This is a genomic window from Haloarchaeobius iranensis, assembly GCF_900103505.1.
Taxonomy (GTDB): Archaea; Halobacteriota; Halobacteria; order Halobacteriales; family Natrialbaceae; genus Haloarchaeobius; species Haloarchaeobius iranensis.
In genome coordinates, this window is record NZ_FNIA01000015.1 from 25,355 (window position 1) to 37,989 (window position 12,635).

At 66.7% G+C, this 12,635-nt stretch carries 16 protein-coding genes; 10 read left to right on the plus strand and 6 right to left on the minus strand.

What is annotated here, in order from left to right; all coding sequences use genetic code 11:
• The first annotated feature begins 60 nt into the window (after positions 1-60).
• On the plus strand, positions 61-780 hold the full coding sequence (locus BLT27_RS13010) for an SDR family NAD(P)-dependent oxidoreductase (protein WP_089734587.1): 720 nt from the start codon (positions 61-63) through the stop codon (positions 778-780).
• A gap of 35 nt (positions 781-815) precedes the next feature.
• Here BLT27_RS13010 and BLT27_RS13015 read toward each other — a convergent pair whose 3' ends face one another.
• The 3 genes from BLT27_RS13015 to BLT27_RS13025 form a co-directional block, all read right to left on the minus strand.
• Positions 816-1,778 carry a transcription initiation factor IIB gene (locus BLT27_RS13015; protein WP_089734589.1) on the minus strand — a complete coding sequence of 321 codons (963 nt, stop codon included), beginning with the start codon at positions 1,776-1,778 and terminating at the stop codon, positions 816-818.
• 178 nt (positions 1,779-1,956) lie between these two features.
• Positions 1,957-3,486: a sodium:solute symporter family protein gene (locus BLT27_RS13020; RefSeq protein ID WP_089734592.1), complete on the minus strand. Its 1,530-nt coding sequence runs from the start codon at positions 3,484-3,486 to the stop codon at positions 1,957-1,959.
• A 3-nt stretch (positions 3,487-3,489) separates the two neighbouring features.
• Positions 3,490-3,678, minus strand: a complete 189-nt coding sequence (locus BLT27_RS13025) for a DUF3311 domain-containing protein (protein WP_089734594.1) — start codon at positions 3,676-3,678, stop codon at positions 3,490-3,492.
• Positions 3,679-3,918: 240 nt separating this feature from the next.
• On the opposite strand from BLT27_RS13025, the gene BLT27_RS13030 reads away from it, so the two are divergent.
• A complete protein-coding gene (locus BLT27_RS13030; protein ID WP_089734692.1) occupies positions 3,919-4,647 on the plus strand; it encodes a TVP38/TMEM64 family protein in 729 nt (242 codons plus the stop codon).
• Between the two features lie 3 nt (positions 4,648-4,650).
• Here the strand turns inward: BLT27_RS13030 and BLT27_RS13035 are convergent, their stop codons facing one another.
• Together BLT27_RS13035 and BLT27_RS13040 are read right to left on the minus strand one after the other, a co-directional pair.
• Positions 4,651-5,070 (minus strand): universal stress protein, encoded by a 420-nt coding sequence (locus BLT27_RS13035; RefSeq protein WP_089734596.1) that lies wholly within the window; start codon positions 5,068-5,070, stop codon positions 4,651-4,653.
• A gap of 436 nt (positions 5,071-5,506) precedes the next feature.
• Complete coding sequence (locus tag BLT27_RS13040; RefSeq protein WP_089734599.1) at positions 5,507-5,686, minus strand: DUF8073 family membrane protein; 180 nt, start codon at positions 5,684-5,686, stop codon at positions 5,507-5,509.
• A 227-nt stretch (positions 5,687-5,913) separates the two neighbouring features.
• On the opposite strand from BLT27_RS13040, the gene BLT27_RS13045 reads away from it, so the two are divergent.
• The 3 genes from BLT27_RS13045 to BLT27_RS13055 are packed head-to-tail and all read left to right on the plus strand — an operon-like array spanning position 5,914 to position 8,583.
• On the plus strand, positions 5,914-7,341 hold the full coding sequence (locus tag BLT27_RS13045) for a cytochrome ubiquinol oxidase subunit I (RefSeq protein WP_089734601.1): 1,428 nt from the start codon (positions 5,914-5,916) through the stop codon (positions 7,339-7,341).
• Positions 7,334-8,335 carry a cytochrome d ubiquinol oxidase subunit II gene (locus BLT27_RS13050; RefSeq protein ID WP_089734603.1) on the plus strand — a complete coding sequence of 334 codons (1,002 nt, stop codon included), beginning with the start codon at positions 7,334-7,336 and terminating at the stop codon, positions 8,333-8,335. Before BLT27_RS13045 ends, BLT27_RS13050 begins: the two co-directional genes overlap by 8 nt.
• Positions 8,336-8,337: 2 nt before the next feature.
• On the plus strand, positions 8,338-8,583 hold the full coding sequence (locus BLT27_RS13055) for a hypothetical protein (RefSeq protein ID WP_089734605.1): 246 nt from the start codon (positions 8,338-8,340) through the stop codon (positions 8,581-8,583).
• Positions 8,584-8,655: 72 nt separating this feature from the next.
• Here the strand turns inward: BLT27_RS13055 and BLT27_RS13060 are convergent, their stop codons facing one another.
• Positions 8,656-8,868, minus strand: coding sequence for a hypothetical protein (locus BLT27_RS13060; RefSeq protein WP_217639154.1), 213 nt, complete (start codon positions 8,866-8,868; stop codon positions 8,656-8,658).
• Positions 8,869-9,000: 132 nt separating this feature from the next.
• Here BLT27_RS13060 and BLT27_RS13065 point away from each other — a divergent pair, with 132 nt between their 5' ends.
• From BLT27_RS13065 to BLT27_RS13080, 5 genes are all read left to right on the plus strand, one after another.
• Complete coding sequence (locus BLT27_RS13065) at positions 9,001-9,729, plus strand: helix-turn-helix domain-containing protein (RefSeq protein ID WP_217639155.1); 729 nt, start codon at positions 9,001-9,003, stop codon at positions 9,727-9,729.
• A 52-nt stretch (positions 9,730-9,781) separates the two neighbouring features.
• Entirely contained in the window at positions 9,782-10,651 is an 870-nt protein-coding gene (locus BLT27_RS13070) for a sulfurtransferase (RefSeq protein ID WP_089734609.1), read from the plus strand.
• A 399-nt stretch (positions 10,652-11,050) separates the two neighbouring features.
• On the plus strand, positions 11,051-11,296 hold the full coding sequence (locus BLT27_RS13075) for a sulfurtransferase TusA family protein (protein ID WP_089734611.1): 246 nt from the start codon (positions 11,051-11,053) through the stop codon (positions 11,294-11,296).
• Complete coding sequence (locus BLT27_RS20425; RefSeq protein ID WP_281241459.1) at positions 11,289-11,417, plus strand: hypothetical protein; 129 nt, start codon at positions 11,289-11,291, stop codon at positions 11,415-11,417. Before BLT27_RS13075 ends, BLT27_RS20425 begins: the two co-directional genes overlap by 8 nt.
• Positions 11,418-11,458: 41 nt before the next feature.
• The gene (locus tag BLT27_RS13080) at positions 11,459-12,634 is read left to right on the plus strand and encodes an NAD(P)/FAD-dependent oxidoreductase (RefSeq protein WP_089734612.1); all 1,176 of its coding nucleotides are present in this window, start codon (positions 11,459-11,461) and stop codon (positions 12,632-12,634) included.
• The last annotated feature ends 1 nt before the right edge of the window (position 12,635 follow it).

Sequence of the window (12,635 nt, forward strand, 5' to 3'; positions counted from 1 at the left end):
GCTCCGGGAGTGCGTCCCGTTCGGCACCACGGTTTTGCAACAGAGCCCCGAATAGCGTGTATGGCACGAACAGCCGTCATTGCCGGCGTCGGACCGGGACTCGGTGAGTCACTGGCACGCAGGTTCGCAGCGGCGGGCTGTGATGTCGCACTGCTTGCACGGTCGGCCGAGTTCATCGAGGAACTGGCGGCCGACCTCCCAAAGCCGGGCGAGGGGCTCGCGGTCCAGACGGACCTCTCGAGCGTCGAGCAGGTCAGAGAAGCGTTCGAGACAGTCAGGGAGGCGTTCGGGGCAGTCGACGTGCTGGTCAACCACGCGAGTGCCGCATCGTGGACGGGACTGCTGGACACCAGCGTCGAGGAGTTCGAGCGAGCCTGGGCGGTCACCGGTCGCGGCGCGTTCGTCTGCTCGCAGGAGGCCGTCGGTGACATGCTCGACGACGACGGCGGCACCGTCATCTTCACCGGGGCGACCTCGGCAGTCAGGAGTCCGGGCGGTGCCATCGGGTTCACCGCTGCGAAGTTCGGAGCCCGCGGGATGGCGATGGACATTGCACAGGAGTTCGGCTCGGACGGCGTCCACGTGGCGCACGTGGTCATCGACGGCCAGATCGACGGGCCGGGCGCACGGGAGCGGTCGCCGGACCGCGACGACGACACGTTCATCGACCCCGACCGACTGGCTGAGACCTACTGGCACCTCGTCGAGCAGGACCACGTCGACACGCAACCGTTCGAGGTACACGTCACGAACGGGCCACAGAACACCGAGTTCCTCTAGCGGAGGAGCCCGGCCGTGAGAGTTCTCTCAGCCGGTCACTGGATGCCCATCGCTTCGATCTGTTCCTGATACCGGTTCCGTATCGTGACCTCCGTCACCTGGGCGACGGAAGCCACCTCGCGCTGTGTCTGCTTCTCGTTGCAGAGGAGCGACGCCGCGTAGATCGCAGCCGCGGCGAACCCCGTGGGAGATTTCCCGGAGAGGAGCCCCTTCTCGGCCGTCACGTCGATTATCTCCTTCGCCTTCATCTCCACCTCCTCGCTCACGCCGAGCTCGGAACAGAACCGGGGGACGTACTCCTTCGGGTCGACCGGCTCCATCCGGAGGCCGAGCTCCTGGGAGATGTACCGGTACGTGCGCCCGATCTCTTTCTGTTCGACGCGCGAGACCTCCGATACCTCCTCGAGACTCCGCGGAATCCCCTCCTGCCGACAGGCGGCGTAGAGACAGCTCGTTGCCACGCCCTCGATTGACCGGCCGCGGATCAGGTCCTCGTTCAGTGCGCGCCGGTAGATGACCGACGCGACCTCCCGAACTGACCGCGGGACGCCCAGTGCGCTGGCCATCCGGTCGGTTTCACTGAGGGCGAACTGGAGGTTTCGCTCCCCGGCGTCCTTCGTCCGGATGCGCTCCTGCCACTTCCGGAGGCGGTGCATCTGACTGCGCTTCTCCGAGGAGAGGGACCGACCGTACGCGTCCTTGTTCTTCCAGTCGATCTGGGTGGTCAACCCCTTGTCGTGCATCGTCTGTGTCGTCGGTGCCCCGACCCGACTCTTGCTCTCGCGTTCCCCGTGATTGAACGCGCGCCACTCGGGCCCCCGGTCGATCATCTCGTCCTCGAGCACCAGGCCGCAGTCGTCACAGACGAGTTCATCGCCGTCACCGCTCGTTACCAGACGCTCAGACTCACACTCCGGACAGGATTCCGTCTCCGACTCTTCCGTGTCCGTTTCGGTCTGCGTCTCCTCCGTCTCCGATTGCCGGTTCAGACGAGCCATTAAGTATGTTCTCCTTTACCGGCTCAGACGGTTTATACGTGTTGCCGGTGACAGACGCAACAGCCGCCAGTCGACGGCCGCCGCCCCCTCCCTGACGCAGGCACCGATCACCCAGAGGACAGTGCTCACGTTGCCGGGTCAGAGGTACGACGGGAGGCTGGCGAGTTCCTCCGGATCCTCAGTCTGCCTCCGCTCCGGAGACGGTATAGACCGATGTGTCTTCACCGACACTCTTCGTGGTCCACATGGAGACAGCGACCGTGAGCACGAGTCCGAGGAGCATCCCCGCGATGGCCGGTGTCCAGCCGGCGTAGTCCGCCGGCAGCACGACCGCCGGCCGGCCGAGGAGGAGGTCCGAGAGCCGGCGCAGCACGTCGAACGTGCTCACGACGTAGAACAGCTGCGAGCCCGCGATGCCGGTAGAGATGCCCCACTTCGTCGTCTCGTCCCAGTACAGCGCCACCAGCACCGGGAGCGCGAGCTGGGCGAAGCCACTGAACGCGGTATCGCCGATCTGGACCAGGGTCCCGGGTGCGTAGAGGCTGGCGACGAACGAGAGCGACGCGAAGATGACGACCCCGATTCGGGCGACCGTCGCCTCCCCGCCGAGCGCGTCGTCGACCGCCTCGGCCTGCCCGGTCAGTGGCCGGTAGAGGTCCCGGGTGAGGTAGGAGGCCCCCGAGAGGAGCATCGAGTCGCTGGAGGACATCATCGCGGCCATCGCTCCGGCCACGACGACCGCCGTGAACCACGGTGCGGTGTACGCCTCGAGGACTGCCGGGACGACGTTCCCGTCCGCGGGCACCTCGACGCCCAGCCCCGCCGCCCACGTCCCGAGCATGAACGCCGGGACGAACAGCAACACGACGAGCACGGGCCACAGCGCCAGGGTCCGCTTGAGCACGCGTTTCGACCGCGCCACGAAGAACCGCTGGTTGATCTGCGGGAACATCGTCACGCCGAAGGCGATGCTGATGGCGGTCGAGAGCATCCACTGCGGCGAGTAGAGACCGCCGCCCAGCCGGAGGAACTCGGGGTTCGAGGTCGCAACGGCGTCCGTCGCGGCCGTCGCTCCGCCCGCCGCCGAGAGCACCCACCCGACGGCCACCCAGACGATACCCAGCATGAACACCCCTTGTATCGTGTCCGTCCAGGCGACGCCGCGCATCCCCGCGATGGCGACGTAGAGTATCATGAACAGTGTGATTCCGCCAGCGCCGACCCAGAAGGGGACGGCCCCGTCGGTCAGACCAACGATAGCCTGGCCCGCTCCCTTCTGCTGGAGCATCACGTACGGGAACAGCCAGAAGATGCTGACCGCCGCGACGCCGCCCCGGAGCCACGTCGAGCCGAACCGGTCGCCGAGCATCTCCCCGAGCGTCACGTACCCGTTCTTGCGCCCGACGAGCCACTGCTTGTAGCCCAGCACGTACCAGAGGACGGCGAAGAGGATGCCGTCCATCAGGCCCATCACGAGAATCCACTCCGGCCCCGCCGAGTACGCGAGGTTCGGGCCGCCGAAGAAGGTAAACGCCGACAGCAGCGTCGCGAAGGTCGTGAACAGCAGGACGAAGGTGCCGAAGGTACGCGACGCGAGGTAGTAATCCTCCGCGGTCCGGTCGGTGAGCCGGTAGGCGAAGACGCCGACCCCGAGCGCGACCAGCAGGTACGCGGTGACGATACCGAGCTGGAGGACTGTGTCCGACATCGGTCACGCCTCCTCGATACCGATGCCCCACGCCTGCCGGGCGAAGAGTCGGAACACACCGGCCGCGAGGAGCATCCAGCCGATATGCCACCAGAGCCACACCGGGAGCCCGGCGACGACCGTGCTGTCCCGCCAGAGGAACCAGGGGATCGCCAGCACCGAGAGCGCCACGGCGACCGCACCCCAGGCCATCACGCGGCGTGTCGAGAGTGAGACCATCAGTACACGTGGGTTGGGCGGGCACTGTCTTGATTGGCCGTCTTGGGTCCGTCCGGAGTGCCTGTCGACTGTTCGCCGTACTGCACACCCCATCGTCCTGTCGGTTCTCTGGGCGTTCACCGTGACCGGGTGGCTGGACCCGGACGCCTCGTCCCGACCGGTACGCCAAAGTAAGCTGAACGTAGAATCAGAATGACTGGAATCCTCGCCATCATGCATTCACGCCTCGAGCGGGTACGGACACAGCTGGCAGAGTTCCAGCTGTTCGAATCGAAGCAGAGTCGGAGGCGGTTCCTGCTCCATCTGCTGGTGCTCGTCGTCGCCTTCGGAGCCGCAGTACTCATCGTCCGCCGCCACCTCTCGTTCCTGCGAGACGCGGAAGCCTTACGCGAGTTCGTGGCGGGATACGGTGTCCTGGCACCGCTCGTGCTGATACTCCTCCAGGCAGTGCAGGTCGTCGCTGCGCCGATCCCGGGACAGGTGCTGGCAGTCGTCGCTGGCTACGTCTTCGGCACGTGGTTGGGAACCCTCTACAACATGATCGGCATCATGATCGGGAGTACGGTCGCCTTCTGGCTCTCACGCCGATACGGCCGGGCCTACGTGGAGAACATCGTTCACGACGAGGCCCTCGCACAGTTCGATTCGGTGAGCGAGGACTACGCAGCGCCGGCGTTGTTCTTCTTCTTCCTCGTGCCGGGGCTGCCCGACGACGTGCTCTGTTTCGCCGGTGGCCTCACGGATATCCCGCTCTGGAAACTCATCGTGATCGCGCTCGTTGGACGGGCACCGGGGTTCTTCCTCGCCAACGTCTTCGGGGACCTCCTGGGAACCGACCAGTTCGGCCCCGCGCTGGCACTCGCTGTCGGACTCCTGGTGCTCTCGGTGCTCGGCTACCTCTATCGTGACCGCGTCATCCGACTCTTCGGGCGGGGCCGGTAGCGCTCAGACCGCCAGGACTGGCACGTCGACGGTCCGGACGATGCGGTCCACCGTGCTGCCGAGCAGTGTGTGGTCGAGTCCGGTTCGACCGTGGGTCCCCATCACCACGAAATCGATGTCATGCTCGTTGATGTACTCCCGAATACCCTCGTACGGAACGCCGATACGAATCTCTTCTATCACGGGGATGTCCCTGTCACGAGCCTGCTCGACAACCGGGGTGGTGGGCTTCCCGCTCACCTCTTCGAGCAGTTCGAGGACCTCGTCGTGGTCCATCGTCTCGTCGATCGGACTCATTCTGACGTCGACGACGTAGAGGACGTGGACCGTCGCGTCGTGCAGGTCCGCGATTTCGAGGGCGTGTTCGGCGGCGACGGTCGCCCTCTCGCTGCCGTCCGTGGGAATGAGGATTGACTCGTACATTCGTCCATGACTCGGAGACGCTCGTTCAAAGGTATAGGTGCTCTTCTCAGTTCGGGTGGAGCGTCAACAAGAGGCCGTCCGTGCCGAAAGTGCCCACGCGACCGGACCAGCGACCGACCGAAGGACAACTCCGGCGTGACCGGCCGGGGCAGCTACTGCGGCGGGGGAACTCGCAGGGTCCGAACCGACGCAGTTCGGGTCGCGGTCGGGCCTGGTCCCTGTGGAAGCGTACCGTCCGTGGCCCCGTGGGACCGTCCCGGGCTATCGTTACGCCGGCTCGCACCTGCCGACTGGCTGGGATAGCTCGACGCGACGTTGCACCGGACTGGCGCGAGTATCGTGGCGCGCGGCTGTCTGCCGACCGGCCTCGGGACAATCCTGTCCGGGGGCACTGCCATCCTCCTGGCCGTATCGAACGGACTCCGTCCCGAGTGGGTCACCCGAGGTCCTCCCAGTTGCGGTACAGCGCGACGCCGAACGCGAGGACGATTCCCCCGACCCCTGCCTGCCGGCCGAAGGTCCCGAGGTCGCCCTCCAGGAGCGCGAGCACTCCCCGGAGGGCCATGAGCAGGGTCACGACGAGGACGAGCGCGAGGACCGCGTGCCGTGTCTCCATAGCCGGGACGAGGGGACCCAACAGTGAAACGCTGGCGTTGGTGGAGGACAACTTTCCCGAGTCGTCGCGCGCTCTCTCGAGGCCGCGAGACAAACGAGCAGTCCCCGTTCCCAGTTCGCTGTGACCTGCACCAGAGTTTTGTCCCACGACAAGACGGTAGTTATTCGAAGGAACTCCGTAGGTCGAACCGTCGACGAACGCCCTCGACGTTGCCCTCCCGACCACCCATGATAGACCCAGTAATCGCCAGCCGGCTCCAGTTCGCCCTCACGACGATCGTCCACATCATCTTCCCGGTGATGAGTATGGGCCTCGCACCCTTCCTCGTCTACTTCACCTGGAAGGACATCAGGACAGACGAGGCGATCTACGAGCAGTTGCGTCGCTTCTGGACCAAGATATTCGCTATCTCCTTCGTCGTCGGGACGGTGACGGGTATCGTCCTCGAGTTCGAGTTCGGCACGAACTTCGCCGCGTTCTCGACGACGGCAGGCGAACTGTTCGGCGGGCCACTCGCCGTCGAAGGAATGATGGCGTTCATGCTCGAGGCGACGTTCCTCGGCGTGTTCGTGTTCGGGCGGGACCGCGTGGGCGACAAGCTGTACATGGTCTCCGCAGTCGCCGTCGGGCTGGGCACGTGGCTCTCGGCAGTGTGGATTCTCATCGCGAACTCGTGGATGCAGACGCCGCGGGGCTACGAGCTCGTCACGGAGAACGGACAGACGGTCGTGCACCTCGTCGACCCCATGGCCGCGTACCTCAACCCGCGGTTCGGCTACATGTTCGTGCACATGCAGAACGCCGCCGTAGAGTCCGTCGCGCTGTTCATGGCGGGTGTGGCGGCGTACTACGTCTTCCGGCACCACGTCTGGGGGGTCCAGATACGGAACGTCGAGTTCTGGGAGGCGACCCTGAAGATCGCGCTGGTCGCCCTGCTCATCACCGCCCCGCTCCAGGTGCTCCACGGCGACATGTACGGCCGGCACGTCGCGGAGACCCAGCCCCAGAAGTTCGCCGCGATGGAGGCCGTCTGGGACACCGAGTCGTACGTCCCCGAGTACATCGTCGCCGTCCCCACCTCGCTCGAGGACATCACCGACCCACGCGCCAAGGACCTGTTCGGCATCGGCATCCCGGGAGGTGCGTCGTGGCTCGCCAGCGGGGGCGACCCGTCCGCGGAGATACGCGGGCTGAACTCGTTCGACACCGAATCACCCCCGGTCGCCATCGTGTTCTGGGCGTTCCGCGCCATGGTCGGCCTCGGGTTCTGGTTCATCCTGCTCGCGTTCTGGGGCGGCTACCGCTGGTACACCGGGGAGCTGTTCGAGGACGGACTGCTGCACAAGGCGTTGATGGCGTCCTCGCTCGGCGGCATCGCGGCCACGGAGCTCGGATGGATCGTCACGGAGGTCGGCCGCCAGCCGTGGGTCATCCAGGGGGTGATGAAGACGAGCGACGGCGTCTCGCCCGGGTTGACCGGCACCGAGGCCGCGATCACGCTCGCAGGGTTCGCGCTCGTGTACGGGGGCCTCCTCGTCCTGTACACCTACGTCGTCGTCCGCATCATCCGCGGCGGGCCGCCGTCCCGCGGCGAACTGCGGTCGGTTGGCGGGCAGTCGGCCGAAAGCCCGGCCGGGGTGACCGGCGATGATTAGCGCCAGCACGCTCGCGGACGGCCCGCTGCTCGGACTGCCGCTCCCGGAGCTGTGGTTCGCGCTCCTGTTCGCCATCTTCGGCACCTTCCTGTTCCTCGACGGGTTCGACTTCGGCGCCGGTGCTATCTTCGCGACGCTGGAGGACGAGACGGCGCGCGAGGCGGTGCTCTCGGCTATCGGACCGTTCTGGGACGGGAACGAGGTCTGGCTCGTCGTCTTCGGCGGGGCGCTGTTCGCGTCGTTCCCGGCGGTGTACGCCGACCTGTTCAGTCGCCACTACCTCCTGATGTTCGCGATACTCGGCGCGCTCATCCTCCGTGGGCTCGCCCCGGAGATGTACGAGCAGCGCCACGACGAAGGGTGGCAGCGCTGGTGGGGTCGCTCGTTCGTCGCCGGAAGCGTCCTCGCCCCGTTCCTCCTCGGCGCGTTCGCCGGGAACTGGCTCGTCGGTGCTGACCGCTCGCTGACGCTCGTCGGGTTCGTCGTCGGCGTCACCGTGGTCCTGCTCACGGTGGTCTCGGGCGCTGCGTTCCTGCGCCTGAAGGCCGGCGAGTACCTCCCCGATGCGGTGACGGCGTACGGCGTCCGAGCCGTGGTGGGGTACCTCGGCGCGGTCGTCGTGACGCTCGCCCTGCTTGCCGTTCGACTCCCCGACGGCATCGACACGCTCCTGTCACCAGCCGTGGTGGCACTCGTCGTCGCGTCAATCGGCCTCGCAGCCGGGTACGCCGTCGCGATGCGACGGGGCGCGCACCTGGCCGCGCTCGCGGCCTCTGGCGGGCTCACGTACGGCCTGGTCGCCGTCGTCGCGGTCGTCATGTACCCGCTCATCGACCCGGCGGTCGGTGCCACCGTGGAGGGCAGTATCGTGTCGACGCTCCCGCTGAACCTCATGTCCATCGGTGCGGCCATCCTGCTCCCGCTCGTGGTGACGTACTTCGTCGTCCTCTACAGCGCGTTCCGTGGGCCGGTGGAACCAGGGGAGGCGTACTGACAATGGTCGAAGACGAGGCTTCCGGGGAGTCAGCCCGGCGTCGCTCACGAGGGCCGCGGCTGGCCTCCCGAATCTTCGTGACCTGGGTCGGACTCGTCGCCGTCGGGTTCCTCGGCGCACTCCTCGGTGGGTTCGCCTCGGGACCGCCGGAGCTCGTCGTCTACCTGGCGACGGTCCTCGCACTCGTCGCCGTCTTCATGTACAACGTCGACAGATTGGTGACGGCACGACTCCAAGATGAACAGTGAGCGGAGCGCTGGTGCAGATCGCGACGTGTCGGCCGAGCGTCTCCAGCCGGCGGGGCTGTTCCGGAGCCCGGGTCAGTTAGCTCGACGCTCCCGGAACGGCACCCGGTCGGAGCACCGGCGTGCGGCGACGCCGAACAGGATCGCCGCACTCGGCAGGAACAGGAGTGCACCGAGCGCTGTCACCACGTCGTCGTTGGTCAGCCCGTACACGACGCCGGCGACCGCGATCAGTACAGCCAGGCTCGCCGGCACGCAGACCCGGCAGCCGAGGACGACCGATACCACCCGTCGAAGGGACCGAAGCGGTCTCATGCACGAGATGCTACGTACCAGCCACCCAAATCGAGCGAGTTGTCGAGGGCCAACCCGAACCGCTCCGGCCGCGTGTCGGCTCGGCCCAGCCGCGAGGACCGGTCGATGACGGAGATGTACGAGTTCGCGTTCGACATCAGATACGACGACGGTGCCGACGAGTACATGCAGGCGTTCATCGAGGACGACTCGCTGCGCTCGGAGGCCGTCTACGCGTGCTTCGACCCCGCCGAGATGTGGGTTCTCGAGAGCGTCACCGGCGACACCGAGTCGATAACCGCCGTCAGCGACCTGGTGCTCGCGGAGTCCATGGACCGGGACTCGGTGAGCGGTCGTCCCTGTGACGCGACGCGACAGACGAGCACCCTGGCCTCGGACCCGCGGCGGCTCGTCACCTTCACGTACGTCAGCGACGTGACGTACTGCGACGCGGTCCCGGTCATCGCTGCGAAGTACGTCGACGACGGCGTCCTCTTCAGACAGACACGAGACGGAGAGACGGCACACTGGCAGGTGTTCGTCCAGAACGACGACCAGATCGGCCTGCTGTACGACACCCTGAGCGCCCGCCTCGGTGACGGCCTGGACTTCTCGTTCGACCACCTCACGGAGGGGGGCCAGTGGGACAGCCGGCTGCTCTCCCCGGAGGGCGTGCGTCCGGAACAACGCGAGGCGCTCGCGGTCGCGGTCGAGCGCGGCTACTTCGAGACACCCAGGGAGGTGACCCTCGACGAACTCGCCGACGAACTCGACCTGCCGCGTTCGACGGTCTCGTATCGCCTGCGTCGCGCCACCGCCGAACTCGCGAAGGGCTTCGTCGAACACCAACCATGACCACGAGAACGACACCAACCGACGAGTCGTCCAGTGCACGGAGGGGTACCCGATGACGCCCACCGACTCTCCCGAGACAGCGCTCGTCTCGCCCGAGTGGGTGGCCGAGAGGCTCGACGAGTTCGCCGCGGACGACGACGCGTACCGTCTCGTCGAGGTCGACGTGAACACCCGGTTCTACGACCGCGGCCACGCGCCCGGCGCGGTCGGGCTCGACTGGGAGCGCGACCTCCGCGCGGCGGACAGGCACGACATCCTCAGCGCCGCGGAACTCGAACGGCTCCTCGGCGAGAGCGGCATCTCCGAGGACACGACGGTGGTCGCGTACGGCGACAACTCGAACTGGTTCGCCACGCACTTCTACTGGCAGCTCACGTACTACGGCCACTCGGACGTTCGCATCATGGACGGCGGGCGGGGGTACTGGACGGACCACTCCTACCCGCTGTCGACCGACCCCGTCGACCCGCCGACGGTCGAGTACGGTCGCTCGCTCTCGCCGCCGGCGAGTCCCGACGTGCGAGCCTCCCGCGACGACGTCTTCGCGGCGGTCGGCTCCGACACGAAGCTCGTCGACGTCAGGCTGGCCGAGGAGTACCGCGGGGAGATCACGGCGCCGCCCGGGATCGACGAGGTCGCGATGCGTGGCGGCCACGTGCCGGGCGCACTCAACGTGTTCTGGGGCGACAACATCCAGCCCGACGAGCAGTTCAAGTCCCGCGAGGAGCTCCGGGCGCTCTACCGGGAGTACGGCATCGCGCCGACGGACGACGTCATCGTCTACTGTCGCATCGGGGAGCGCTCCTCTATCACGTGGTTCGTGCTGTCCGAGCTCCTCGGCTACGACTCCGTGCGGAACTACGACGGCTCCTGGACGGAGTGGGGCAACATGATCGGGATGCCCATCGAGCGCGGCGAGTGAGCGCGCGGCGAGCGGCCGCCACCGACATCACGTTGGTCTGTCGCGCTGGGACCGGGAGGTCCAATCAAGCAGTATTGTCCTGAGACGACATTCAGATTCGTTCATCGACGGCCCCGACACTCACTGTCGCTCGGGTTATGGCGGTTCGTTCCCCTCTCCGTCGTTCGGCTCAACGCGACAGGGAGGAGTGCAGACGGAACGGCCAGAGGTCGTTTCGGTCGAGTACCTGGCTCTCACAGCGCTACGGATTGTCGAGGACGGTAGCGCCATCCTCGGCACCGGCGGAGGTGTCGCGCGTCTCGGGCCGCTCTGAGTCCATGCGGACGCGGGAATGTTGTTGTGCGCCAACTGAAAACCCATACACGGCCATCCCCGAGTGCTCGCACGGAGCGATAACCCATGGCAGACACACAACTCGAAGCGGACGTGACGGTGAACGCGGTCGGCTCGTCGTGTCCAGGGCCCCTGATGGAGCTCGTCGGGAACGCCAAGGACGTCGACCCCGGGACGGTCATCCGGCTCCAGAGCTCGAACGAGGGCACCGAACCGGACGTCGCCGAGTGGAGCGAGGAGTCCGGGAACGAACTGCTCGACGTGGTCGACCGGGGCGACCACTGGGACCTCTACGTACGTATCGATGACTGAACCCGTCGTCGTCGTCGTTGGCGGTGGGACGGCCGGTTCGGTCCTCGTGAACAGCCTCGTCCGGCTACTGGATGGGGTCGGTACCGCCGGCCCATCGCCGGGCGGACAGACGACCAGCTGACACAGGCAATCGAACGACGACACAACAACGCTACGATACCAATGACAGCAAACAGACCCAGCGTTCTCGTCCTCGGCGCCGGTGCCGGCGGGACGATGACCGCCAACGCGCTCCGTCGGCGGCTCGACGCCGACGTGACCGTGATAGACAAAGGCCGGACGCACAGATACCAGCCAGCCTACTACCTGATACCGTTCGACTACATGGAGCTGGCCGACCAGGAGCGCGACACGCGCGAACTGCTCCACGACGAGGTCTCGTTCGTGGAGGACGAGGTCACGGGAATCGACCCCGACGACCGGCGTGTCGAGGGCGAGGCGGACAGCTACGAGTACGACGTCCTGATAACCGCGGTCGGGAACGACCGCCGGCCGGACGCGGTGCCGGGGATGCTGGAGGGCTGGAACCGGACCGACTCGGTGTACCCGTTCTACCACGCCTCCGCGGCGGCGGCGCTCGGCGACGCCGTCGACGAGTTCGACGGGGGGCGCTTCCTGGTGACCGTGCCGGACACGCCCATCAAGTGCGGTGGCGCACCGCTGAAGCTCACGATGCTGATGGAGGAGCACATCCGGAAGCGCGGTCTCCGCGACGACGCGGAGCTCGTGATGACGAAGCCGGGGGCCGAGGTGTTCGGCACCGGTCCGAAGGCACCGTACCAGGAGCGGATCGAGGAGATCTGGGACGAGCGCGACATCACGTTCGTCCCCGAGTTCACCGTCTCCGAGGTCGATTACGAGGAGCAGGTCGTCCGCTCTGCGGAGGGCGACTCGCTCGAGTACGACCTCTACGCGCCGGTCCCACCGCAGTACGGCCACGAGTTCGTCGTCGAGAACTCGCCGCTGACCGACGGCGGGGAGTACGTCAGCGTCGACGACAACACCCTGCAACACGAGACGTACCCCGAGGTGTTCGCGCTGGGTGACAACGCCGACGTCCCGACCTCACGGACTGCATCGGCCGCACGGAAGCAGTCGCACGTCGTCGTCGACAACGTCGAGCGGTACCTGGACGGCCGGTCCCCGGCCCCCGACTACGACGGCTACACCGCCTGTCCGATACTGACCGAGGAGGGCAAGGCGATGATCGCGGAGTTCGACTACGAGGACTCCATCTCGGCGCCCATCGTCAGCCGGCTGAACTGGTTCCTCGACGTCAACGTGATACCGTCGCTGTACTGGAACGTCTGGATGCGCGGCTACGACCCCGTCCCCTGAA

Excerpts from the sequence above, each read along its gene's own strand:
- BLT27_RS13010 (WP_089734587.1), top strand. The coding sequence starts at position 61 with ATGGCACGAACAGCCGTCATTGCCGGCGTCGGACCGGGACTCGGTGAG.
- BLT27_RS13015 (WP_089734589.1), bottom strand. The coding sequence starts at position 1,778 with ATGGCTCGTCTGAACCGGCAATCGGAGACGGAGGAGACGCAGACCGAA.
- BLT27_RS13020 (WP_089734592.1), bottom strand. The coding sequence starts at position 3,486 with ATGTCGGACACAGTCCTCCAGCTCGGTATCGTCACCGCGTACCTGCTG.
- BLT27_RS13025 (WP_089734594.1), bottom strand. The coding sequence starts at position 3,678 with ATGGCCTGGGGTGCGGTCGCCGTGGCGCTCTCGGTGCTGGCGATCCCC.
- BLT27_RS13030 (WP_089734692.1), top strand. The coding sequence starts at position 3,919 with ATGCATTCACGCCTCGAGCGGGTACGGACACAGCTGGCAGAGTTCCAG.
- BLT27_RS13035 (WP_089734596.1), bottom strand. The coding sequence starts at position 5,070 with ATGTACGAGTCAATCCTCATTCCCACGGACGGCAGCGAGAGGGCGACC.
- BLT27_RS13040 (WP_089734599.1), bottom strand. The coding sequence starts at position 5,686 with ATGGAGACACGGCACGCGGTCCTCGCGCTCGTCCTCGTCGTGACCCTG.
- BLT27_RS13045 (WP_089734601.1), top strand. The coding sequence starts at position 5,914 with ATGATAGACCCAGTAATCGCCAGCCGGCTCCAGTTCGCCCTCACGACG.
- BLT27_RS13050 (WP_089734603.1), top strand. The coding sequence starts at position 7,334 with ATGATTAGCGCCAGCACGCTCGCGGACGGCCCGCTGCTCGGACTGCCG.
- BLT27_RS13055 (WP_089734605.1), top strand. The coding sequence starts at position 8,338 with ATGGTCGAAGACGAGGCTTCCGGGGAGTCAGCCCGGCGTCGCTCACGA.
- BLT27_RS13065 (WP_217639155.1), top strand. The coding sequence starts at position 9,001 with ATGACGGAGATGTACGAGTTCGCGTTCGACATCAGATACGACGACGGT.
- BLT27_RS13070 (WP_089734609.1), top strand. The coding sequence starts at position 9,782 with ATGACGCCCACCGACTCTCCCGAGACAGCGCTCGTCTCGCCCGAGTGG.
- BLT27_RS13075 (WP_089734611.1), top strand. The coding sequence starts at position 11,051 with ATGGCAGACACACAACTCGAAGCGGACGTGACGGTGAACGCGGTCGGC.
- BLT27_RS20425 (WP_281241459.1), top strand. The coding sequence starts at position 11,289 with ATGACTGAACCCGTCGTCGTCGTCGTTGGCGGTGGGACGGCCGGTTCG.
- BLT27_RS13080 (WP_089734612.1), top strand. The coding sequence starts at position 11,459 with ATGACAGCAAACAGACCCAGCGTTCTCGTCCTCGGCGCCGGTGCCGGC.